The 21,772-nt window shown below is 65.0% G+C and carries 19 protein-coding genes and 2 riboswitches; of the genes, 6 read left to right on the plus strand and 13 right to left on the minus strand.

Annotated elements, in window-relative coordinates; translation table 11 throughout:
* The first annotated feature begins 46 nt into the window (after positions 1-46).
* A complete protein-coding gene (locus H535_RS25350) occupies positions 47-1,936 on the plus strand; it encodes a hypothetical protein (protein ID WP_155838683.1) in 1,890 nt (629 codons plus the stop codon).
* Between the two features lie 76 nt (positions 1,937-2,012).
* Here the strand turns inward: H535_RS25350 and H535_RS25355 are convergent, their stop codons facing one another.
* Positions 2,013-2,639, minus strand: coding sequence for a DNA-3-methyladenine glycosylase I (locus H535_RS25355; protein ID WP_051299231.1), 627 nt, complete (start codon positions 2,637-2,639; stop codon positions 2,013-2,015).
* Between the two features lie 4 nt (positions 2,640-2,643).
* Positions 2,644-3,099, minus strand: a complete 456-nt coding sequence (locus H535_RS0113135) for an OsmC family protein (RefSeq protein WP_026819912.1) — start codon at positions 3,097-3,099, stop codon at positions 2,644-2,646.
* A 91-nt stretch (positions 3,100-3,190) separates the two neighbouring features.
* On the opposite strand from H535_RS0113135, the gene H535_RS0113140 reads away from it, so the two are divergent.
* Both H535_RS0113140 and H535_RS0113145 read left to right on the plus strand, forming a co-directional pair.
* Complete coding sequence (locus tag H535_RS0113140) at positions 3,191-4,552, plus strand: APC family permease (protein ID WP_026819913.1); 1,362 nt, start codon at positions 3,191-3,193, stop codon at positions 4,550-4,552.
* 55 nt (positions 4,553-4,607) lie between these two features.
* Positions 4,608-5,048, plus strand: coding sequence for a hypothetical protein (locus H535_RS0113145; protein WP_026819914.1), 441 nt, complete (start codon positions 4,608-4,610; stop codon positions 5,046-5,048).
* 1 nt (position 5,049) lies between these two features.
* Here H535_RS0113145 and H535_RS0113150 read toward each other — a convergent pair whose 3' ends face one another.
* Complete coding sequence (locus H535_RS0113150; protein WP_026819915.1) at positions 5,050-5,892, minus strand: VOC family protein; 843 nt, start codon at positions 5,890-5,892, stop codon at positions 5,050-5,052.
* An 87-nt stretch (positions 5,893-5,979) separates the two neighbouring features.
* Positions 5,980-6,984, minus strand: coding sequence for a sigma-70 family RNA polymerase sigma factor (locus H535_RS0113155; protein WP_051299234.1), 1,005 nt, complete (start codon positions 6,982-6,984; stop codon positions 5,980-5,982).
* Between the two features lie 139 nt (positions 6,985-7,123).
* On the opposite strand from H535_RS0113155, the gene H535_RS0113160 reads away from it, so the two are divergent.
* Positions 7,124-8,176, plus strand: a complete 1,053-nt coding sequence (locus tag H535_RS0113160; RefSeq protein WP_026819917.1) for a threonine ammonia-lyase — start codon at positions 7,124-7,126, stop codon at positions 8,174-8,176.
* A 106-nt stretch (positions 8,177-8,282) separates the two neighbouring features.
* Complete coding sequence (locus H535_RS0113165; RefSeq protein WP_051299281.1) at positions 8,283-8,696, plus strand: VOC family protein; 414 nt, start codon at positions 8,283-8,285, stop codon at positions 8,694-8,696.
* A 111-nt stretch (positions 8,697-8,807) separates the two neighbouring features.
* Here the strand turns inward: H535_RS0113165 and H535_RS0113170 are convergent, their stop codons facing one another.
* The 6 genes from H535_RS0113170 to H535_RS0113195 all read right to left on the minus strand — a co-directional run bounded on the left by H535_RS0113170 (position 8,808) and on the right by H535_RS0113195 (position 17,804).
* Positions 8,808-10,274, minus strand: a complete 1,467-nt coding sequence (locus tag H535_RS0113170; RefSeq protein ID WP_026819919.1) for an L-serine ammonia-lyase — start codon at positions 10,272-10,274, stop codon at positions 8,808-8,810.
* A 3-nt stretch (positions 10,275-10,277) separates the two neighbouring features.
* Positions 10,278-11,609 carry a serine hydroxymethyltransferase gene (gene glyA / locus H535_RS0113175; RefSeq protein WP_281171251.1) on the minus strand — a complete coding sequence of 444 codons (1,332 nt, stop codon included), beginning with the start codon at positions 11,607-11,609 and terminating at the stop codon, positions 10,278-10,280.
* A gap of 2 nt (positions 11,610-11,611) precedes the next feature.
* A complete protein-coding gene (gcvH, locus tag H535_RS0113180; protein ID WP_026819921.1) occupies positions 11,612-11,989 on the minus strand; it encodes a glycine cleavage system protein GcvH in 378 nt (125 codons plus the stop codon).
* Between the two features lie 85 nt (positions 11,990-12,074).
* Positions 12,075-13,214 (minus strand): glycine cleavage system aminomethyltransferase GcvT, encoded by a 1,140-nt coding sequence (gcvT, locus tag H535_RS0113185; RefSeq protein WP_026819922.1) that lies wholly within the window; start codon positions 13,212-13,214, stop codon positions 12,075-12,077.
* Positions 13,215-13,289: 75 nt separating this feature from the next.
* Complete coding sequence (gene gcvP, locus H535_RS0113190) at positions 13,290-16,226, minus strand: aminomethyl-transferring glycine dehydrogenase (RefSeq protein ID WP_026819923.1); 2,937 nt, start codon at positions 16,224-16,226, stop codon at positions 13,290-13,292.
* A gap of 49 nt (positions 16,227-16,275) precedes the next feature.
* A riboswitch (glycine riboswitch) is annotated at positions 16,276-16,369 on the minus strand.
* A riboswitch (glycine riboswitch) is annotated at positions 16,370-16,476 on the minus strand. It abuts the riboswitch before it with no gap.
* Positions 16,477-16,595: 119 nt separating this feature from the next.
* Positions 16,596-17,804 carry an amidohydrolase gene (locus H535_RS0113195; RefSeq protein WP_026819924.1) on the minus strand — a complete coding sequence of 403 codons (1,209 nt, stop codon included), beginning with the start codon at positions 17,802-17,804 and terminating at the stop codon, positions 16,596-16,598.
* Between the two features lie 184 nt (positions 17,805-17,988).
* On the opposite strand from H535_RS0113195, the gene H535_RS0113200 reads away from it, so the two are divergent.
* Entirely contained in the window at positions 17,989-18,747 is a 759-nt protein-coding gene (locus H535_RS0113200; protein ID WP_026819925.1) for a FadR/GntR family transcriptional regulator, read from the plus strand.
* A gap of 99 nt (positions 18,748-18,846) precedes the next feature.
* On the opposite strand, the gene H535_RS0113210 is transcribed toward H535_RS0113200, so the two are convergent.
* The 3 genes from H535_RS0113210 to H535_RS29035 all read right to left on the minus strand — a co-directional run bounded on the left by H535_RS0113210 (position 18,847) and on the right by H535_RS29035 (position 21,478).
* Complete coding sequence (locus H535_RS0113210) at positions 18,847-19,692, minus strand: HpcH/HpaI aldolase/citrate lyase family protein (RefSeq protein ID WP_026819926.1); 846 nt, start codon at positions 19,690-19,692, stop codon at positions 18,847-18,849.
* Between the two features lie 560 nt (positions 19,693-20,252).
* Entirely contained in the window at positions 20,253-21,218 is a 966-nt protein-coding gene (locus tag H535_RS0113215) for a lantibiotic dehydratase C-terminal domain-containing protein (protein WP_026819927.1), read from the minus strand.
* Between the two features lie 83 nt (positions 21,219-21,301).
* The gene (locus H535_RS29035; protein ID WP_155838684.1) at positions 21,302-21,478 is read right to left on the minus strand and encodes a hypothetical protein; all 177 of its coding nucleotides are present in this window, start codon (positions 21,476-21,478) and stop codon (positions 21,302-21,304) included.
* Positions 21,479-21,772: the final 294 nt, after the last annotated feature.

Here is a 21,772-nt window from a genome sequence, read left to right on the forward strand (position 1 = left end):
TGTCCCGAAATCATCGGTACCGCTGCCGACTCCCTAAACTGGGGCCATGTCCAAACGCCGGAAGAACACCAGCACATCGAAAGCAGCCAAGGTACGACGGCGGCAACAACAGCTGTCCAGCCGCCCTTCGACGTCGGCTCCGAACCATCATCGCGATGAGTCGATGGAGCCGGGGCCACCACCGGAATTGTTCAACCAGATCAATGAAGCCGCGGAATCGGATCACCCGCTGCCGCTCTTGCAGCTTTCCAGCGCGCTGTTGGCCACCATGGATCCCCGGTCGGCCAATCCGTTCGAGCGAAACAAGGTGCCCAATCAGGCTGATTTCATAGAGTCCTTATTGGACACGGATCTGGCGGAAACAAGTCTCCTGCTGGCAGCATCGAGGACGTTGGTCACTGACGAACTCTTGAGCGCCCGGATCCGTCGCTGGTTGCTGGAAAGGTACTCGACGTCGCTGCAACAGTACTATGCGGCTCCGGCACCATACCGGGCCGTGGAAATGAGTCACGTGCTCGGCGACGGCGATAACATCTTCCTCGGCGCCAGGAACGCTGACGGGGATGAGTTCACGTTCGTGGTGTACGTGGACCATAATCTCGGGACGTTGGTCAAGGACGCCTTCACATTGGACGGGCCCGTCGAATCGGTACTGGCGCACACCAAAAACACCATGCCGGCGGAAGATTACACCCTGGCGGAGCTGGACCTCGCAGCGGCAAGAGCCAAAGTACAGGACGCCATCGAGCTGTCATCAATTACCTATCCGCCGCTGGAAACAGAGACGTGGCCGGCCGAACGGGCGCTGCTGGAAGCGGTGGTGCGCCAGGCACCTGCAGGCGGCTCCGGATACGAACGCCCGGAGTATACCGACAAGCAGCTCAGCGAACTCACTGAAGACTTCTTCACCTCACGATACGGACGGAACCTCGACGACTCTGTCCATCGGTTCCTGCTCGAGTCCGTCCTGTGGTTCGGCACCGATTACGGGCCGGGCGATCCGCTCCGATGGAGTCCGCCGTCGGTCGAGATCGTGTTATCCGACTGGTTCCCCCGCAAGATCGTTGCGCCGGCGGAGGATCTCCGTCCGCTGCCCGGACTGCTGCGCGCCTTCGTGCAGTACTGCCATCACCGCCGGAACATCCGGGAGGGACTGACCACCGAGACATTGGAATCAATCGACCGGTTCACCCCCGAGTATGAGGGCTTGATCAATTCCGACCGCAGGCAGGGGCCGGACTCGCTGCTGGAAGCGGTTGGCGCGCTTCCTCCTGTAGGACAAGGTGATTCCACTTTCGACGAGGCTCAAGCCGACATCCAACGCAGGATGGACGAGTTGGAAGCACTCGAAGCCGCCGGCATCGAGGAGATCATGCTCGATGGCATCCGGCGCAGTGTTGGCGGAGCTGAACAAATGGAGCAGCTCGACGACAAACCGCTACCCGCTGAGGACTTCGATTGGGAGCGCATCCCCGGTGACACGCATCAGCGCGTCCAGGAGGTGCTTGACCTCTGTGACCGGTGCTGTGCCGACCTGCTCGACGCCGCCACATCAGATGCGTCCGGTGCGCCTCACCCGCACGAGCATCGGACGGCGGCCCGGCGGCTGCTGGCCCGGGTGGCAGCCGGTGACCCGGCAATTTTCCGGCGTAAGGGAGCGGCGAACACAGCTGCCGGAGCAATTTGCTGGATCATCGCCAAGGCAAACGACAGACTGCACGGATACACCGGCGGTTTGTCGGCCAAAGATCTGCTGGCGCACTTCGGCGTTAAAGGCAGTGTCTCCCAGCGGGCGGAGGTGATGCTGCGTGCAGCCGGAATCGACGACAAACAATTCGAAGTCATGCGGCTTGGCACCCCGGCGCTGCTCACCTCGGCCACCCGGCGCCACCTCATCGAGAGGCGGGACAAGTACCAGGCACAGCGTCAAGGTTAGTCGGCCATCACGACCGTTTTACACATCCGGTCGTGGACGCCGGTGCTCAACGGCAACAGCCCATAGTTTCTGTCCGTTATCGGCTGGTGAGCCGGGTGGAGCCGTCCGGCAAGGTGGTCCAGATGCCGGCTGAGCCGCGGCGGTGGCTGTCCACCAAGTGCGTGTCGATCATGCCCACGGCTTCCATCAGGGCGAACATCGTCGTCGGGCCGACGAAGGCGAAGCCGCGCTTCCGCAGGGCTTTGGATAGCGCGATCGATTCCGGCGAGGTGGTGGGGACTTCCGCGGCGGTCCGTGGTGCGGGTGAAGAATCAGGTTGGAATGACCAGACGAACTCCACCAGGCCGCCGTCGTCGCGCAGTTCAATGGTGGCCTTCGCGTTGGTGATGGTGGCTTCGATCTTCCGGCGGTTCCGCACGATCGATGCATCCTGCATCAGCCGTTCCACGTCCGCTTCGGTGTAGGTTGCCACCGTATCGGGATGGAAGTCGGCGAAGGCCTTCCGGAAAGCCAGACGCTTGCGCAGGATGGTTGCCCAAGACAGCCCGGCCTGGAACCCTTCCAGGCTGATCCGTTCGAACAGCTCCTGCTCACCGGTTACGGGCATGCCCCATTCGGTGTCGTAGTACTCGCGCAGCATCGGATCCACCGACGCCCACGCCGGCCGGGCCAGCCCGTCCTCGCCCACCACGGTGTCAGACATCAGCTCAGTTCCCGTCGGTCCGATTGCCGTTCACGTTGACGTCGTGGCTCACCGCGGTGCCGCGTTCGACCGTGCGAGAGACGGTGCAGTATTTGTCGTGCGAGAGCTCAACCAAGCGCTGGACCATGCTGGCCGCTTTCCGGCCGCCGTCGTCGTCGCCGAACGCGAGATTGAAGGACAGGTTGATGTCGTCCATCCGGTTCGCGCCATCCTCGGTGACCTTGTGCGCCGTGGCACCGACCTGGAACTCAGTCGGTTCCGCACTGCGCGATGTGGCCGTATCGACGTCGATGGATGAGCAGCCGGCGATGGCCGCGAGCATGAGTTCGACGGGGCTCAGCAGCCCCTCCCCTTGCCCGAACTCGAGCTCGGCGCCGTCGGCGTTACGGGCACGGTAGTGCCCGGTGGCGAGACGGGACAATTCGACTGAACGCAGGCTGGGATCTGGATTTTCACTCATCTCCCCATCATGTCACCGGCCACCGACACCCGGCGTTGACTTCTGTTACGCGCGCCCACACAGCTCGCCAACACTGCGACACAATGTAAAGATGGCCGTTCACGAAAGCTCCGATTCACAGTCACCGGGCCAGCTGAAACGCAGCATCTCGCTGGGCCAGCTGATCTTCTTCGGGCTCGTCTTCATCGGCCCGGCGGCGGCCGTGGGGATCTTCGGGACACTGGATGCGCAGTCCGGCGGTGCAGTGGCCACCGTGTACGCCATCGCGACGCTGGTGATGGCGTTTACTGCGTCGAGTTACATGCGGATGTCCCGCGAAGTTCCCCGGGCCGGGTCGGTGTTTGCCTACGCCGACGCCGGCATCGGGCCGCGGGCGGGCTACGTTTCCGGGTGGATGATCCTGCTCGACTACCTGCTGATTCCCTCGGTGGCATACCTGTTCACAGGGATCGCCCTGAACTCGCTGTTTCCGGCCATCCCCGTATGGGTGTTCGTGGCCGCCGCCGTCGTCGGGACCACCGCCTTGAACCTGGCCGGGGTGCGGGTGGCATCGCGGGTGATTACCGCCGTCGTGCTGCTTGAAGTGTTTGTGTTGGCGCTGGTGCTGGTCTTCGGCATCTACTTCATCGCCACGGAGGGGCCGGCGCGCGGCTGGTTGACTCCGTTTACCGGCGTCGATGGTTTCTCCATCGCGGCCGTGCTGGGTGCAGTAGCCATCGCAGTGCTGTCCTTTCTGGGCTTCGACGCGCTTGCCACCTTCGCCGAAGAGACCAAGGGCAGAGCGACCATGGTGGGGCGGGCCACTTTGCTCTGCCTGATCATCGCCGGATTGCTGTTCATCGCACAGAGCTATGTCGGTGCCCTGCTGTTCCCTGTCTCCCCGGCCGAATTGCAGGCCAATCCGGAGCTTCAAGGTCCTGCCTATTACACCGCCGTCGAGGAGAGCCTCGGATCGTGGCTGCACTGGCTGCTGGCCTTGTCGAAGGCGGCCGGTGCGGCATTTGCGGCAATGGTCGGCCAGGGCGCCGGAAGCCGAATCATCATGGACATGGCCCGCGAGCGCCGGCTGCCTCATGTGTTCGCCAAAGTGTCTGAACGAACTGGTGTTCCGGCGCGCAGCATCCTCCTCGCAGCGGGTGGAAACGTGGTCGTCGCGGTGTGGGCCGCGACCCAGGCGAACGGGCTCGACATCCTCAGTTCGATCGTCAACGTCGGTGCTTTGTCGGCCTTCATCCTGCTGCACGTCTCGGTGATCGGCTACTACCTGGTCAAGCGCAAGGCATCGGTGCCGGGCCGTTGGTTCTCCCATGGCGTGGTCCCGGCAGTCGGTGCCGTGCTGCTGGTGGTCGTGCTTGCCTCGTCCAGCCAACTGGCGCTGCTGATCGGGCTGATCTGGTTCGTCATCGGGGTGGGCGTGGCCGTGCTGGACCGGCGCCGGAAGACTCCCGCCTGACTGAAGAGTGTGCAATACTGCCTTCGTAGACTCCGCACGACAGCAGGACGGCACGATGGGTGAATACCAGATCAAAGCCCTGACGAGCCGGACATGGGACGCATTCGCGGATCTGTGTGCCAGGAACAACGGGGCCGGTATGGGCGGTTGCTGGTGCACCTGGTTCCATCACTCGACCCCGGCTCAGCGACGCGCGGCCGGCAATCCCCGCGACTTCAAAGAGTGGCTGGTGCGCAAGGGCAACGCGCACGCGGCTTTAGTGTTCGACGGCGCGACCGCCGTGGGTTGGTGCGAGTACGGCACACCCGAGGAACTCCCCGGCATCTACCACCGCAAAGAGGTCGAATCCGCTGGCGCCCCCGACAAGAAGACCTCGGCATCTTTCTTGTACAACGTCACACGCGGAATGTTTGAACGCGTCGGCTTCACTTACGACCGCCCGAAAGGCAAGAAAAACTGCGTCATGCACAAGGTCGTCGAAGCGCAGCGCGTCTGAACTACGCCACCACCTGGCTGACGGAGAAGACAGCACCTTGCGGATCCATCAGCACAGCGTTGACGAACTCCGGCGTCGTGGTCGGAGGCATCAATACCTGGCCTCCGAGGCCGCCGGTTTTCTGCGCTGTCGCCTCGGTGTCGGCCACCCGGAGATTGACGCCCCAATGCGGCGGGGTATTGACGGCGTCGCTGCTGTCGATGCCCCTCATCACGGCAACGACGTCGTCGGGAACATCCTGACCCGGCTTGCCGCCGTCGTATCCGGGCAACCGGAAAAACGAAACCGGCGAGTCGGGGGCGCGAAGCTCCGCTTCCCACTCGAAGAGATCCTTGTAAAACCTTCCCGCCGCGGCAGTGTCGGGTGTGTGCAGCGAGCTCATCATCCACGTCCCGGGTTCATTGACCAGCTCGGCGCCCGCCTGATCACCTGCCCTGTCGCCGGGTTCGAGGAGGCCGATGGCGGCTCCGGTGGGGTCCATGAGCATCGCCCACTGGCCGCCCGGCACGGGGATTGGGCCGAGCAACACTTTTCCGCCGGCGCCCGCTGCGTCCTCAATAGCTGCGCCGATGCCCGCTGTGCGAATGGAGGTGCTCCACATCGGTGGAATTGGCTGATTATCAGGTGCCTTAATCGACCTGATGCCGGCCACCTGCTTCCCGTCGAGCGTAAAGTACCCGCCGCCGTCGTCGCCGCGGCTGCCCTTGCGGTCCACCTCCGCACCTGTTTCGTGGAATTCCCACCCGAATAGAGGGCCATAGAATTCCACGGCGGCATGCGGATCGGGCTGCAGGGTTTCCACCCAACACGGCGCTCCGTTCGGATACCCGATTTGCTGGCTCACGATTTTCTCCTCGGTGCGTAGTGGACAGGCAGCAGAGTCCGTAGTGGCCCAACCGATCTCATCCTCCGGCGCCTGTCGCGCTGTAGTTCAGGGCTCTTCGATCCGGTCCGGAAGTCCGAAGTCGGCGAACATTTCCGGGTAGAGGAAGTTGTGGTGGCCGGTGATCTTGCCGCCGCCGACCTCGATGACCTGAATCGCGAATGGTTCCCAGACGCCGTCGGCCACGCGGTGGTAGTTACCGAAGCCGGCCGTGCCGTTGACGTTGACGGGCAGCAGCCGGCCGTCCTTGCACACGATGCCCTCGCCGAGGAACCAGCCAATCAGATTGTCCGGGCCGTGCAGCCACAGATCGAAAGGCGGCATGGACAGCACGACGTCGTTGCGCAGCAGGTGCACCAGCCGTTCCATATCGTAGGATTCGAAGGCGGCCACGTACTGGCGGATGAGCGATTGATGACCCGAATCGAGCGTGGGCTCCAATGGCTCGCCCCGTACCGTGGCCATGGTGGCGCGTGCCCGCTGCAGCGAACTGTTCACCGCCGCGACGCTCAACTCCAGCAATTCGGCCACCTCTGCGGCCTTCCACCGGAGCACTTCGCACAGGATCAGCGATGCCCACTGCTGCGGCGGCAGGTGCTGCAGCGCGGCGACGAAGGCGAGGCGGATGGAATCGCGGGCCACGGCGACGTCGGCGGGGTCGGCGTTGGTGTCGATCACGCGCTCGTCGGCGACAGGTTGGACGAACGTGTCCTCAGTCCGCGGCGGCCCGAGCGCTGCATCGCTGACCGGCGTCGACGGCCCTAATTCCATCGGGCGGGCGCGGCGCTGCGGGCTGCGGAGCATGTCGACGCAGACGTTGTGCGCGATTTTGAACAGCCAGGACCTGACCGCAGAACGGCCTTCGAAGCCGTCCCGGTGGCTCCAGGCACGCACCAGTGTCTCCTGCACGGCATCTTCCGCTTCCGAACCTGCCCCCAGCATTCGGTAGCAGAATCCCATGAGTTCGGTGCGATGCGCTGCCAGCAGGTCGTCCAAGCTCTCTTGGGCCGTGGCCTGCTGGGCCGTGGTCTGCTGGGCATTGACTGCCGTCATGCACATGAGCCTAGCAACGATACCGTGCCGGCGTCTGTGGTTGTCGGAGATTTTTTCAGCTGGTGGCCGACGGACCGTACGCTGCCGTCCGGTACTGTCCTACTATGAGCCTTCGTGACGTGATTGGTGAGGACGTTCGATGAGTGTTGACGCCGCGGCCCAGCTGGTCAGCCTGCAGGACATTCGCAGGGCAGCCGAGCGGATCGGGGATCTGGCGCTGCGCACCCCGGTGGTTGAACTGCCGCACCCCGACCGGCCGGACGACGTGCTGCATTGCAAGGCCGAGTCACTGCAGCCGACGGGAGCGTTCAAGATCCGCGGCGCGTCCAACGCCATCCTGCAGGTGCTGGAGACGACCCGGGAGAACGGAGTGGTCGCCCAATCGTCCGGCAATCATGCCCGCGCCGTCGCCTGGCTGGCGCACCGGCTCGGTCTGCGGGCCGTGATCGTGATGCCGGACGTCGCGCCTGCACCGAAGATCGCGGCGGTGCGGGCGCTCGGAGCCGAGGTGGAATTGGTGCCGGCAGCGCAAAGGGACACCAGGGCGCGGGAACTCGCTGCTGACCGGGGCGGCGTCCATGTGCCTCCGTATGACGACCTGCGGGTGATCGCCGGCCAGGGCACCGTCGGGCTTGAACTGCTCGAGCAGGTCGCCGACGTCGACGTCGTCCTGGTGCCCGTCTCTGGTGGCGGGCTCATCTCCGGGGTTTCCACGGCGGTCAAGGCGATCAGCCCCGACACCCGGGTGGTCGGCGTCGAACCGGAGTTGGCAGCGGATGCAGCGGAGAGCCTGCGTCGGGGGTCGCGAGTCACCTGGACCCCGGAGCAGACCTACCGCACCGTCGCCGACGGGCTGCGTACGACCTCACTGGGAGTGCACACGTGGGAGCACGTGCAACGGTATGTCGACGACATCGTCACCGTCTCCGAGGAGCAGATGCTGGCGGCGATGCGGCATCTTGCCTTGGGCGGGCGGCTGGTGGCCGAACCCTCCGGTGCCGCGGCGGTGGCCGCGTGGATGCACGACCTGGTGCCGGCAGGGGCCAGGGTGGCGGCGGGATCCGGGGCGGCAGCAGGGTCCAGGGTGGCGGCGGGATCCGGGGCGGCAGCAGGGCCCTGGGTGGCGGCGGTGGTGTCCGGCGGTTCTGTCGATCCCGCACTGCTGGCCTCCGTGCTGGAGCGGGGTGAATAGAGGGGGTGCCCTCAATGCGGGAATGTTTGTCATTACCGATGAAATTTCCGGATGCGCTCCGTCTTATGGATGTAAACCGCCGACGAAAGGACACATCGTGGAACGCATGATTCTCCCCAACCTCCCGGTCACCGATTTGAGCAAGGCGACGGACTTCTACCTGGGACTGGGTTTCACCAAGAACCCTCAGTTCAGCTCCGAGGAAGCCACCTCCATCGTCATTTCCGACACCATTGTCGTGATGTTGCTGCAACAGGACTTCTTCGCCGGCTTCCTGAACGAGGGAGACCGCCCGCACGTGACCTCGGAATCCAAGGAAGTGCTCAATTGCCTCACCTGCGAATCACGAGAGGAAGTCGACTCCTTCGTGGAGAAGGCCGCCTCCAGTGGAGGCACCGTCTACACCGCTGCCGCCGAGAGCATGCCCGGAATGTACGGCGCGTCGATTGCCGACCCGGACGGGCATATCTGGGAACTAATGTGGATGGACCAGGCAGCGACCGAGGGCACCGACGCCTGATTGCCGTCGTCGGACCATTCCGCTCCGCTTTGGGACAAAATGCCGTGCGCGCCGCCGGTCAGATGTCCCAAAGCGGAGCATTCCGGCAGGTTCCGATGGATTGAGCGTCCCTCAGCACTCGACGACGTTGACGGCGAGGCCGCCCTCGGCTGTCTCCTTGTACTTCGAACTCATGTCCTTGCCGGTCTCGCGCATGGTGACGATGACGTCGTCGAGGGAGACGTGGTGGCTGCCGTCGCCCCACAGGGCCATCTTCGCCGCATTGATGGCCTTGGCCGAGGCGATCGCGTTGCGTTCGATGCACGGGATCTGCACCAGTCCGCTGATCGGGTCGCAGGTCAGGCCGAGGTTGTGCTCCATCGCGATTTCGGCGGCGTTGGCCACCTGCTCGGGGGTGCCGCCCATGATTTCGGCGAGCGCCCCGGCCGCCATGGATGAGGCCGATCCGACCTCGCCCTGGCAGCCGACCTCGGCGCCGGAGATGGAGGCCTGTTCCTTGTACAGCACGCCGATGGAGCCCGCGGCCAGCAGGAACCGGACGGCGACGTCGTCGCGCTCCTCCTGGGTGGCCGTGGCCATGCCGTCCGTGTAGCGGGTGGCGTAATGCAGCACGGCCGGAATGATGCCGGCGGCGCCGTTGGTCGGTGCGGTCACCACCCGGCCGCCCGAGGCGTTCTCCTCGTTGACGGCGAGCGCCACCAAGTTGACCCATTCCTGCCAGAACTTCGGATCGCCGTCCGGGTCCTCGGACAACAGTCGCTGGTGCCAGCCCGGCGCCCGGCGCCGCACCTTCAGCCCGCCGGGCAGCACGTCGGTGCGTTGGATGCTGGTTTCCACGCAGGCTTCCATCACGTCGCGGATGTGCAGCAGCCCGGACCGGATCTGGCCGTCGGAGCGGTCGGCGCGCTCATTGGCCAGCATCACCTCGCCGATGCTGATGCCCTCGTTGGTGCAGTGCTGCAGCAGGTCGACGGCGGTGCGGAACGGCAGCGGCTGTTCGGCCTTGGAGGCGTCCAGTTCGTTGGCCGCCGCGTCCTCTTCGCCGTCCCGCACGACGAACCCGCCGCCCACCGAGTAGAAGGTGGCGCTGTGCAGGCTGTTGCCGCCGTCGTCCGTCACTTCAAAGCTGACCGCGTTGGTGTGGCGGGGCAGGATGGTCAGCGGACGCATCACGATGTCGTCCACGCCGTACTTGATCGGCTTGCCACGGCCGCCGGCGGCGCTGCCGTGACCGGAAACAGTGCTGCCGCCGTCGTTCCCCTCCATGGCAACCTGAACGCCCAGCTGCAGTTCGCCGGTTTCGGCGATGGCTGCCAGCCGGGAGTCGACCTGATCGGGCAGGATCAGCTCCGGGTCGTAGCCTTCCAGCCCCAGCAGCACGGCCGTCATGGTGCCGTGTCCCTTGCCGGTGGCCGCCAGCGAACCATACAGGTCCACCCGCAGGGACGCGGCGCGGTCGAGGAGGTCCTGCTGCACCAGTTCGCGGGCGAACACCGAAGCGGCCCGCATCGGTCCCACGGTGTGGGAGCTGGAGGGGCCAATGCCCACGGTGAAGAGGTCGAACACGCCGACGGCCATGATTTAGTCCTGTTCCGGACCGGCGGAACTGAGCGGCGCCAGTCCTGGGTAGAGCGGATAGGTGCGGGCCAGCTGCTCCACGCGGGAGGCGAGACCGCTGAGGTCCTCGTCCTCCCCGGCGAGCAGTGCCTGGGCGATAATGTCGGATACCTCGGCGAAGGCCTCGGGTCCGAACCCGCGGGCTGCCAGCGCCGGGGTGCCGATGCGCAGCCCCGAGGTCACCATCGGAGGGCGGGGGTCGAACGGCACCGCGTTGCGGTTGACTGTGATGTCGACGGCGGCCAACCTGTCCTCTGCCTGCTGGCCATCGAGTCCGCAGTTGCGCAGGTCGACCAGCACCAGGTGCACATCCGTGCCGCCGGTGAGCACGGAGATGCCGGCTCCGGTCACGTCCGGCTGCGACAGCCGATCGGCCAGGATCCGGGCGCCTTCGAGCACGCGCTGCTGGCGTTCGGCAAACTCGTCGGTGGCGGCTAGCTTGAAGGCGACGGCCTTGCCGGCGATGACGTGTTCCAGCGGCCCGCCCTGCTGGCCGGGGAAGACGGCGGAATTGATCTTCTTCGCCACGGCGGCGTCGGTGGAGAGGATGATGCCGCCGCGCGGGCCGGCCAGCGTCTTGTGCGTGGTCGACGTCGTCACGTGGGCGTGCGGCACCGGGTTGGGGTGCAGCCCGGCGGCCACAAGCCCGGCGAAGTGCGCCATGTCCACCATCAGGTAGGCGCCGACGCTGTCCGCGATGCGGCGGAACTCGGCGAAATCCAGCTGGCGGGAGTAGGCTGACCAGCCGGCGACGATCATCTGCGGCCGGTGCTCGAGGGCGAGGCGCTCCACTTCGTCCATGTCCACCCGGTAGTCCTGGGCGCTGACGGTGTAGGGCACCACGTTGTAGAGCTTGCCGGAGAAGTTGATCTTCATCCCGTGCGTCAGGTGCCCGCCGTGCGCCAGGTTCAGCCCGAGGATGGTGTCGCCGGGGGTGATCAGCGCGTGCATGGCCGCGGCGTTGGCCTGGGCGCCGGAATGCGGCTGCACGTTGGCGAAGTCCGCCCCGAACAGGTCCTTCACCCGGTCGATGGCGAGCTGTTCGACCACGTCGACGTGTTCGCAGCCGCCGTAGTAGCGACGACCGGGATAGCCCTCGGCGTACTTGTTGGTCAGCACCGAGCCCTGAGCCTGCATCACCGCCGCCGCGGTGTGGTTCTCGGAGGCGATCATCTCCAGCCCGGTCTGCTGCCGGACCAGTTCGGCGTCGATGCCTGCCGCGACTTCGGGGTCGATGTCCCGCAGGTCCGCGTCAATCTGCGAACTCACGCCGGTGGTTTCGGCCTGGATGCTCACGGTCAGGCTCCGTTCTTCTCGGCGTATTCGGCCGCGCTCATCAGCGGGCCCTCCTCGCTCACCTCGACGGTGAAGAGCCAGCCTTCGCCGTACGGGTCGCTGTTGACCAGCGCCGGGTCGTCGACGACGGCGTCATTCACTGCCGCGACGGTGCCGGTGACCGGGGCGAACAGGTCGGAGACGGACTTGGTGGACTCGATTTCGCCGCATACTTCGCCGGCGGTGACGCTGGCCCCGGCTTCGGGCAGGTCCACGTAGACGATGTCGCCCAGGGCGTCGGTGGCGACGGTGGTGATGCCGATCCGGGTGCCGTTGGAGGCTTGGGTGTCCACCCATTCGTGTTCGGCTGAGTAGCGGAGGCCGTCGGGGATGTTGCTCATGTGGTGCGCCTTTCGTCGGCGTGGCTGGTGATGGTGCTGGTACTGCGCGTGCTGCGTGGCCGGCGTTGTGGCTGGTGCCGGGTGCTCAGCCGCGCTTGTAGAAGGGTGGCTTGACGACGTCGAATGGCTGCGGCTTGCCGCGCAGGTCAACGTCGACGGTGGTTCCCGGCTCGGCGTAGGCCACGTCAACGTAGGCCATGGCTATGGGGTATCCGAGCGTGGGACTGGGGGCGCCGGAGGTGACCTCGCCAATGGTGGCTCCATCCACGGTGACCGGGTAATGCGACCGGGCAGCACGCCGCCCCTGCCCCGTCAGGCCGACCAGCTTGCGGTCCGCGCCCTGCTCCTTCTTCGCTTCCAGCGCGGCGCGCCCGACGAAGTCGCCTTCCTTCTTCGCCAGCGCGACGACCGGCCCGAGTCCTGCCGCGTAGGGGCTGGTCTGCAGGGACAGTTCGTTGCCGTAGAGCGGCATTCCCGCTTCCAGCCGCAGCGAGTCGCGGGCCGCGAGTCCGGCCGGCGTCAGGCCGACCTCCTTGCCGGCGTCCAGCAGCACCGTCCACAGCGCCGCCGCCTGCGCATTGGGCAGGTACAGCTCAAACCCGTCCTCGCCCGTGTACCCGGTGCGGGCCAGCAGCACATCAATCGGGCCAACCGAGGTGTTGAGCAGGACGTCGGTCGCCGCGTAGTACTTCAGCTCGGTCACGTCCTGGTGCTGCGAGGCGTCGACCAGCCACAACAGGATGGCTTCCGATTCCGGTCCCTGCACGGCGATCAGGCTGGTGTCGACCGACTGGTCCGCCACCTCGACGTCGAACTGTGCCGCCCGTTCAGTCAAGGCGGCGACGACGGCGGGAGCGTTGGACGCGTTGGGCACCACCAGGTAGCTGTCCTCGGCCCGGCGGTAGGTGATCAGGTCGTCGATGATCCCGCCGTCCTCGGTGCACAGCAGCGAGTACTTGGCCCGGCCCACTGTCACCGCGGACAGCTTGCCCACCAGGGCGTAATCGAGGAACTCGGCCGCCTGCGGGCCAGTGACCCGGACTTCGCCCATGTGGCTGAGGTCGAACAAGCCGGCCGCTTCTCGAACGGCCTTGTGTTCGGCCAGTTCACTTTGGTACTTCAGCGGCATCTGCCAGCCGCCGAAGTCGGTGAAGAAGGCCCCCAGCTTTTCGTGCTCGCCATACAAGGCCGTGTGCCGACTGACGCCGGTATCAGTACTGTTCATCGTCACGTTCTCGCTCTTCCTTGGTGCTTATGCCTGCGGTGCTTATACTTTGCTGCTTCCAGCTGCTCAGGGGTCCTAGTTGGCGTATTCTTCGATCGGCGGGCAGCTGCACACCAGGTTCCGGTCACCGGCGGCGCCGTCGATCCGGCCCACCGGCGGGAAGTACTTGTCCATCCGCAGCGAGGACAGCGGGAAGGCCCCTTCCTCGCGGGTGTACGGGCGGTCCCAGTCGGAACTGGCGACGGCGGAGGCGGTGTGCGGGGCCAGCCGCAGCGGGCTTTGCTCCAACGGGTAAGTCCCGGCGGCGACGGCCTCCATTTCCGCGTGGATGGAGATCATCGCGTCGCAGAAACGGTCCATCTCGTGCACATCCTCGGACTCCGTGGGCTCGACCATCAGCGTCCCGGCCACCGGGAAGGCCAGCGTCGGTGCGTGGAACCCGTAGTCGATCAGCCGCTTGGCGACATCCTCGGCGGTGACGCCACTGCGCGCGGTCAGGTCCCGCAGGTCGAGGATGCACTCGTGGGCGACCAGCCCGTCGGCACCTGTGTACAGCACCGGGAAGTAGTCGTTGAGCCGGGTGGCGACGTAGTTGGCGGCCAGCAGCGCGCCGCGGGTCGCTTCGGTCAGGCCTTCGCCGCCCATCATCGCCACGTAGGCCCAGGAGATGGGCAGCACGCCGGCCGAACCGTAGCGGGACGCAGAGATCGGGACGCCGGTTGGGGTCTCCACGCGGTCGCTGGCGCTCCCTTGGTCGACCACCGAGGCGCTCCCTTGGTCGACCGCCGAAGTGCCACCGTCGACATTCCACTGGGCGGCGTCTCCGGGCAGGAAGGGGGTGAGGTGTTCTGCCACTGCCACGGGCCCGACGCCGGGTCCGCCGCCGCCGTGCGGGATGCAGAAGGTCTTGTGCAGGTTCAGGTGGGACACATCGCCGCCGAATTCGCCCGGCTTGGCCAGTCCGACCAAGGCGTTCAAGTTGGCCCCGTCCAGGTAGACCTGTCCGCCGGCTTCGTGGACGGCGTCGCAGACCATCCGCACGTCGTCGTCATAGACGCCGTGGGTGGACGGATAGGTGATCATGATCGCGGCCAGCGCCTCGCCATGTTCGTCGATCTTGGCGGTGAAGTCGTCGTGGTTGATGGATCCGTCCTCGGCGGTGGCAACCACCACGACCTTCATCCCGGCCAGCACGGCCGAGGCGGCATTGGTGCCGTGCGCCGAGGCGGGGATCAGGCAGACGTTGCGCTGGCCTTCGCCGCGCGCCTGGTGGTAGCGCCGGATGGCCAGCAGGCCCGCCAGCTCGCCCTGCGATCCGGCGTTCGGCTGGATGGAAACCGTGTGGTATCCGGTGATCTCGGCCAGCCGGCCTTCCAAGTCGCCGATCAGGTCACGCCAGCCGGCGGTCTGGCTGTCCGGTGCGAAGGGGTGGATGCCGGCGAATTCGGGCCAGCTGATCGCTTCCATCTCGGCGGCTGCGTTGAGCTTCATGGTGCACGACCCGAGCGGGATCATGGTCCGGTCCAGCGCCAGGTCCCGGTCGGAGAGCCGGCGCAGGTAGCGCATCATCCGGGTCTCGGAGCGGTAGGAGTGGAACACCGGGTGGGTCAGGTAGGCCGAGGTCCGCTGCAGCTCCGGCTCGATGTCGAAACCGTGCGCCCCGCCGGCGGAGGCATCGGCGATCGCCTGCCCGGCGTCCTTGACTCCGAAGGCGGCAGCGATGGTCGCCAGGTGGGCGCCGGTGGTGGTCTCGTCGCAGGAAACCCCGACGTGGTCGGCGTCGACATGGCGCAGGTTCACGCCGTCGGACTCTGCGGCGGCAACGACGTCGGCGGCACGGCCGGGGACCTTCAGGGCCAGGGTATCGAAGAAGCGCTGGTGCATGGCTTCAATACCGGCGCCGGAGAGCACCGAGGCCAGCGTGCGGGCCGAGTCGTGGGCCGAGGTGGCGATCGCCCGCAACCCCTCGGGGCCGTGATACACGGCGTACATGCTGGCGACGACGGCCAGCAGCGCCTGGGCGGTGCAGATGTTCGAGGTGGCGCGCTCCCGGCGGATGTGCTGCTCGCGGGTCTGCAGCGCCAGGCGGAAGGCGGTGGCGCCGGCGTCGTCCTTGGACACTCCCACGATGCGGCCGGGCACCGAGCGCTCCAGCCCGTTGCGGACGGAAATGTAGGCGGCGTGCGGGCCGCCGAAGAACAGCGGGACCCCGAAACGCTGGGCGGAGCCGACGGCGATATCCGCACCCTGTTCACCGGGAGGGGTGAGCAGTGTCAGCGACAGCAGGTCCGCGGCGACCGTCACCATCGCGCCGCGTTCCTTGGCATCGGAGATCAGCGCCGCGTGGTCGTGGATCTTCCCGGAGACACCGGGCTGCTGCAGCACGACGCCGGTGATGTCGCCGTCGGGCAGCCCCTGGGACAGGTCGGCGACCTCCACCTCGAACTCCAGTGCCGACGACCGGCCCGTGACAATGGCGATCGTCTGCGGCAGGCAGTCCGCGTCGAGGACGATCTTGCCGTGCGCCTGCTTCTTGTTAGTGCGGCGCATCAGCTGCACCGCTTCGGCCACGGCGCTGGGCTCATCCAGCAGCGAGGCATTGGCAATCGGCAGGCCGGTCAGATCCTGGACCATGGTCTGGAAATTGAGCAACCCCTCGAGTCGGCCCTGGGAGATTTCGGGCTGATAGGGGGTGTAGGCGGTATACCACCCCGGCGCCTGCAGCACGTTACGCAGGATGACCGGAGGGGTGGTGGTGTCGTAGTAGCCCTGACCGATCATTTGCACCCGGGGCTGGTTCTTTGAAGCCATGGCGCGCAGTTCGTCCAGCACCTCGGATTCGCTGCGCGCTGCGGGCAGGTCCAGCGCAGCCTGCTGCCGGATGCTGGCGGGCACGGCAGTATCGGCCAGCGCCTCAACGCTTGGATAGCCAACCGTCTTGAGCATGGCTTCGGCGTCGTTATTGCGGGCACCGATGTGACGATCAGTGAAGGTGGTGGGGTGAACGGTCATCTGGAACTCCAAAGGTTGCGGCGTGTTGACACACACCTGATCGTGGGTTCCTCCCCGCTCTGTAGTGGACCTGAGAGATTCCGCGGACGTGACATCCGCTTGCACCGTTGGTGAGCCGGCATACCGGCTGCTTTCCAGAGTTGCCTTCCGCAGCGGTGCTGGGCCTGAGAGGTTCCTGGGGAGGATTTGCTCCTACGGCGCCGGCCGGGCGACTTGCGCGTCACCTGCCGGACTCTCCCGCTACGATCGAGGGCATATGCAATTATGTGGTGTTTCGAATCACAGGATATCGTCCGGCGCCGCCGCTGTGCAAAAAGGCGCAAATCCCGCCAGTGCCTGGGGCGGTCAGTCGCGACATCCTGCAGACTGCTAAGTTCCGAGCCTCGAGAGGATCGCCGTCGCGGCCGCTCGAACGCCGTTGGTCAGCGTTGGTTCCATGACCGGAGCGAACTGCGGTGAGTGATTGCTGGGAACCTGTGAGCCGGCGTCGAACATCTCCGGCGGGTGGCCGCCGAAGAACCAGTACACCGACGGCACCCCGATCGCCTCGGCCAAGGCACCAAAGTCCTCGCTGCCCATCAGCGGCCGGCTCTCCTCAACGTTCTCCTCCCCCAGTTCGCCGCGCAAAGCGGTCAACAGCGCATCAGCAGAGTCCGGGTCGTTGTAGCACCGCGGAAAGGTGGAAATTTCGGCGATATCCGGCTCGGGTGCGCCGGAGGCCGCGGCTTCAGCACTGATGATGCGGCGGAGCGCGCCCAGCACATCGTCCCGCACCTGCTGATCGAAGCTGCGCACGTTGAGCGTGAACTCGGCCGTGGCAGGGATGATGTTCTCTTTCAGCCCGGAGTGGAAGGAGCCAATGGTGACGACGGCGGAGTCCCTGGGGTCGACTTCGCGGGACACGATCGTCTGGATCCGGACCACCATGTGCGCGGCGAGCACAATCGGATCGGTGGTGTCCTGAGGCTGCGACCCGTGGCCGCCGCTTCCGTACACGGTCACTTTCCAGGAATCGGCCATGGCCATCGCAGTTCCGCGGCTGACCCGCACGGTGCCGGCCGGCTGCGGCATCACGTGCTGCCCGTAGATGATTTCCGGACGGGGCGCCCTGTCCCAAAGTCCTTCGTCGACCATTGCCTTGGCACCGGCCGCTGTTTCCTCGCCGGGCTGGAAAATGAATACGATCGTGCCGGCCCAGGTGCCCTGCTGCGCGGACAGCAGCTCCGCCGCCGTCAACGCGGCGGTGACGTGCGTGTCGTGGCCGCAGGCGTGCATCACCGGCACCTCCGTGCCGTCGGGAAGCTCGCCCCTGGCGGTGCTGGCGTATTCCAGTCCGGTGTCTTCGGCCACTGGCAGACCATCGGTGTCCGCGCGGAATCCCACCACTGGATCCTCGCCATTGCGGAGAATGCCGACGACGCCGGTTCCCGCACAGCGGAACGTTTCCGCACCAATGGCTTCGAGGCGGCTGGTTATGAGTTCGGCCGTCTGATGCTCCTGCATCGATAACTCTGGATTGGCGTGCAATCCGGTGTAGAGATCGTGCATTCTCCGGGTCAGCGTCTGATCAAGATCCATGCTCCTGAACGTATCAGGCGGTCCAACGGCGTCGTGGATGTTCTCTTCAGTCCCCCGCCGCACGCCTGTCAATGCACTGCCGGTCTGTCGCACGATCAGGGACATCCGATAGCCTGATCCTGCAGCAACGGAACACACCCGTCACTGCACTGCCAGGGGGGATACCTGCGGTCAGGAGAGAGGAATGAGTTCAGACCTGGCGACGCCGCCTCCCCACTTCAGTGCAAACGCCAGACTGCGCGCGCTTCAAACAGGGATCATGGATCTGATCCTCGAGCGCGAATTGAGCCCGGGCGATCCCTTGCCCACGGAGAATGACCTCTCATTGGCGCTGCGGGTCGGTCGCAACACCCTCCGTGAGTCCCTCAAAGTGCTTCAGGCCCTGGGAGTGGTGGAAATCCGCCATGGCTTCGGGATGTTCGTGGCGGCCAACAACTTTGCCGCGTTGGCTGATGGCCTCACCTTCCGTGGACGACTTGCCCTGCGGCACGAAGGTCATGAAGCCCTGGAACTCATCGAGGCCAGACAACAGCTGGAATCGAGCCTCATCGGTGCTGCCATGGATTTGGCGACCGAGGCGCACATTGTCGAACTGCAGTCGGCCGTCGTCGTCATGGAGGAAGCGGCCGCCGGAGCTCATCCATCCGCTACGTCCGGAACCGACTTTCATCAGCGGCTGTTCGCGCCCCTGGACAATCCCATCCTGCTCGACCTGATGTCGGCATTTCGCGACGTATCGGAGGCCCTGCGTGCTGAACTTGGTCCAATGGCAGACGAGGCGACAGGCAGCGCCGTGGAGCATCGAAAGATCTTCGAGGCGTTCAAGTCAGGCGACAAGGAAACAACGGCACGTCTTCTCAACGACCATTTCGCCGGAATCCGGGCCTCGATCGCCTCGCATATCGGAGACCGTCAGACGGACAGGCCGGTGAACAGCCCGTAGGCGACGGAGAGCACCATCGCGGTGATCGCCATCCAGGCAATGGGCACACGGTACTTGCGGATGAAAGTCATCATGATCCGGACAGTCTAGTCTTGGTGCTCAGCTGTTCCACAAACCGTACGAGTCGGCCAGATCGTTGATCTTTTGGGCTCGTGCCAACCGCGGAAGGTAGCTGCCATCGCCTTCGACCTCGCCGGTGCTGTGCTTGAGCAACAGCTCGTGTGCCCATTGAACCTCACTCTGGCTTGGGCTCAGCCCGTAGTTGATCGTTTCGGTTTGCTCCGTCTTGAGGCACAGTTTCCCCGTCATGCCCATTGAGGCAGTAACGTCACAGGCGTCCCGCAGGACCTGCTCATCAGTGCTGTTGGTCGGTCCGTCAATGGGGCCGGGGAGTTCACCGACGCGGCTGGCCACGACCAGGCGGGACCGCGCATAGGCCAGGGCCATTGGCTCGTCGCTCGCGCCGGTATCCCTGCGGAAATCGCCGACGCCGAAGGCGAGGCGGAAGGTGCCCGGTGCGCAGGCGATCGCCGTCGCATTCTCAACGCCGAGCCCCGATTCGATCAGCGCCAGGACTGGTGTACCCGCACGGAGCCGCAGGGCCGTCTGCGATACATGCTCCGGTCGTTCGGTCTTGGCCAGCATGACCCCCCGCAGTCCCGGCGTCCCGGAAAGGGCAGCCAGGTCGTCGGACCAGAACTCACTGTCGATGGCGTTAATCCGGACCCAGGCGGTGAGTCCTTCATTGAGCGCATTGATCACCCGTTTACGGGCAGCTTCCTTCCCGTCGGCCGGCACAGCGTCTTCAATATCGAAAACCACTGAATCGGCCTCCGACGCCAAGGCATCGGTGAAGTTTGCGTTCTCGCCCGCTGCTTCCAGCAGCCAGGAACGGGACAGTTTTGCGGGAAGGGATGCGGCGCGCTGATTTCGTACTGAGTCCATAAAAAAACCATACGTTAGCGCGGGCTGCGGCGACAGGCGGCGCGTGTCTGTTAAGGGTACCGACCCCGCAGGGACCGTGTACGGATCGCGTACCGACGTCGATAATCAGGCATCGAAAATAGCCCGGCGCCGACGTCTGCCGGGAGCCGGGTTGGCGACCCCGGAAAGGAAATTCTTGAAAGGACTATTCAAAGACACCTACTGAGGAGTAAGTTAAAAGCTCCATCCCCGGCCGTCTGGGGGGAGTGACGGCCGGGGAGGACCTAGTGATTGGCGGCCGCCCTGCTGGGGGGAGGCAGGGCGGTCGCCATGCTTCGGTAGTCGTTCCGCTGGGGGGAAGCGGAACGGCTACCGGCTTTTTGAGGCTTGTCAGCCCCAAACTTGTGCGGCCCAGGCTGCGTCCCTCACGTAATCCCGGGCCGGTGCCAGATTGAATAAATCTCCGTGCGGTGACAGGAATCCGAGGATCCTCATCCGCTCGACTACATCTACCGAACAACCAAGCGCTGCGCTCAGGTCTTGAGCGTCTGCGGCCCAATTGATATCTGTTTCAGCGGTCATTATCGACGTACTTCCACTAGTTGGGCTTCTGTTTCCTGTGTCCAGGTTCGTGCGTAAAGACCGAGCGCTGCTTCCTCGCTTGGAGTGAAACCGAGTCTGTTTAACATCATCTGCGCTTGATGGAGCGTCAGATGCTGTGCGCTCCGGCTTGCCCTGGCCTTGTCTGCCCGGTCTAAGTAAGTGTCGATAGATCCGGACCAGCGCCGCCGCCAGGTCCGTACTGCAGCATCCGATGCAGTTGCTGCCATCAGACAATGCATCGGCTGCGCTTTGGTGGACACCTGCTCCACCATTGCCGCCCGTGCCCGGGGCCCGTTCCGCCCCAAGTCTGCAGTACGCCATTTCAGGTGACTATCCCAGTAGTAATCCCATGAAAGGCGGCGCCGATCCGGCCATTGCCCCGAGCGCGGGCCTCGCAACATAGCCCGCGCCGAGTCCGAGAGCAGCAGGGCCGCCATCGCGGAACGGTTCTGTGATTTGCTGAACCGCTGGCTGGCCCACACTGCCAAATCTGAAGAGAGCTCAAATACCTCTTGAGCCAACTGGAGTGCTTCCACACCACCGTATCTGGCAAGTTCGGCTTCGTGCCTGCCGTCCAGTTCGCCGGTGGGTGTGCCCTTGTAATGCTCGCGGTTAATTCCGGCAACATACTGTTGCTCGATATCCAGCCGCGCCAACCGGGGGCTCAACCGACCCCGCAAAGCGGACTGGAACCGCTGCAGCCGCTCGAGTGTCCTGCGGCTTCCCATGAACCTCACCTTGATGTGGGGTCCCATCTGGTCCGTGCTCCGGGTGTAGAACCAGCGCTCTACACCCAGCACACGAGCCTGGGCTGCCAGCGGAGCAACCAAATCGCCTACGACGGCGTCTGCCACGGCCAGGTCTTCTGTGTAGGCAGAAACGGTCCACCACAACGGAGAACCGAGGGTTCCCGTATCTTCTTGCAGTGTCGCAACCTGGGTCATGGAATTCACCTCCTGTAGACAATTATCGGCAGCCCACGCTGGCCACCGGGTTCTAAAATTTCAAGCCCCCCCGGTACGCTGACCTAGGTCTTCTGTGGCCAGCCCCAAATAGCCGGCTGATAGACGGTGCCCTGACGCTGAATTTCGACAACGTCCGCGCTTTCGATCGACGGCGTTGCGGCCATCGCCGGTGCCGACATTGAAAGTGCACCAGCGGCAATGAACAAAGCGGCCGTATACCGCCTAATGTTCTTCGACATGAGATCTCCCCTTCAGGTGGAACCTGCTTACCTCATCCGGGCTTTGGTGCCCTGACAATTCAAGAATTCCTGCTTTACGCCGCCCTGTCTAGTTAGATAGACGCCATAATCCGGACATTGCCGCTAAAGGACTGCACCGGCCATCAACGACAGCCACCGCACGACCTCTCCTCCCACGGATCCGCCGATTATAGGGAAAGTTGCGGTTTCGCTCCGCCGGAAGTCCGGTCCGCGTGTAAACTGGCAACTTAATGCCATGTCATGCTTTTGCATGATTGGCTGGCGGAAAATGCG

The sequence above is a fragment of the Arthrobacter castelli DSM 16402 genome (assembly GCF_000430705.1).
Taxonomy (GTDB): domain Bacteria; phylum Actinomycetota; class Actinomycetes; order Actinomycetales; family Micrococcaceae; genus Arthrobacter_C; species Arthrobacter_C castelli.

Excerpts from the sequence above, each read along its gene's own strand:
- H535_RS25350 (WP_155838683.1), top strand. The coding sequence starts at position 47 with ATGTCCAAACGCCGGAAGAACACCAGCACATCGAAAGCAGCCAAGGTA.
- H535_RS25355 (WP_051299231.1), bottom strand. The coding sequence starts at position 2,639 with ATGTCTGACACCGTGGTGGGCGAGGACGGGCTGGCCCGGCCGGCGTGG.
- H535_RS0113135 (WP_026819912.1), bottom strand. The coding sequence starts at position 3,099 with ATGAGTGAAAATCCAGATCCCAGCCTGCGTTCAGTCGAATTGTCCCGT.
- H535_RS0113140 (WP_026819913.1), top strand. The coding sequence starts at position 3,191 with ATGGCCGTTCACGAAAGCTCCGATTCACAGTCACCGGGCCAGCTGAAA.
- H535_RS0113145 (WP_026819914.1), top strand. The coding sequence starts at position 4,608 with ATGGGTGAATACCAGATCAAAGCCCTGACGAGCCGGACATGGGACGCA.
- H535_RS0113155 (WP_051299234.1), bottom strand. The coding sequence starts at position 6,984 with ATGACGGCAGTCAATGCCCAGCAGACCACGGCCCAGCAGGCCACGGCC.
- H535_RS0113160 (WP_026819917.1), top strand. The coding sequence starts at position 7,124 with ATGAGTGTTGACGCCGCGGCCCAGCTGGTCAGCCTGCAGGACATTCGC.
- H535_RS0113165 (WP_051299281.1), top strand. The coding sequence starts at position 8,283 with ATGATTCTCCCCAACCTCCCGGTCACCGATTTGAGCAAGGCGACGGAC.
- H535_RS0113170 (WP_026819919.1), bottom strand. The coding sequence starts at position 10,274 with ATGGCCGTCGGCGTGTTCGACCTCTTCACCGTGGGCATTGGCCCCTCC.
- gcvH (WP_026819921.1), bottom strand. The coding sequence starts at position 11,989 with ATGAGCAACATCCCCGACGGCCTCCGCTACTCAGCCGAACACGAATGG.
- gcvT (WP_026819922.1), bottom strand. The coding sequence starts at position 13,214 with ATGAACAGTACTGATACCGGCGTCAGTCGGCACACGGCCTTGTATGGC.
- gcvP (WP_026819923.1), bottom strand. The coding sequence starts at position 16,226 with ATGACCGTTCACCCCACCACCTTCACTGATCGTCACATCGGTGCCCGC.
- H535_RS0113195 (WP_026819924.1), bottom strand. The coding sequence starts at position 17,804 with ATGGATCTTGATCAGACGCTGACCCGGAGAATGCACGATCTCTACACC.
- H535_RS0113200 (WP_026819925.1), top strand. The coding sequence starts at position 17,989 with ATGAGTTCAGACCTGGCGACGCCGCCTCCCCACTTCAGTGCAAACGCC.
- H535_RS0113210 (WP_026819926.1), bottom strand. The coding sequence starts at position 19,692 with ATGGACTCAGTACGAAATCAGCGCGCCGCATCCCTTCCCGCAAAACTG.
- H535_RS0113215 (WP_026819927.1), bottom strand. The coding sequence starts at position 21,218 with ATGACCCAGGTTGCGACACTGCAAGAAGATACGGGAACCCTCGGTTCT.
- H535_RS29035 (WP_155838684.1), bottom strand. The coding sequence starts at position 21,478 with ATGTCGAAGAACATTAGGCGGTATACGGCCGCTTTGTTCATTGCCGCT.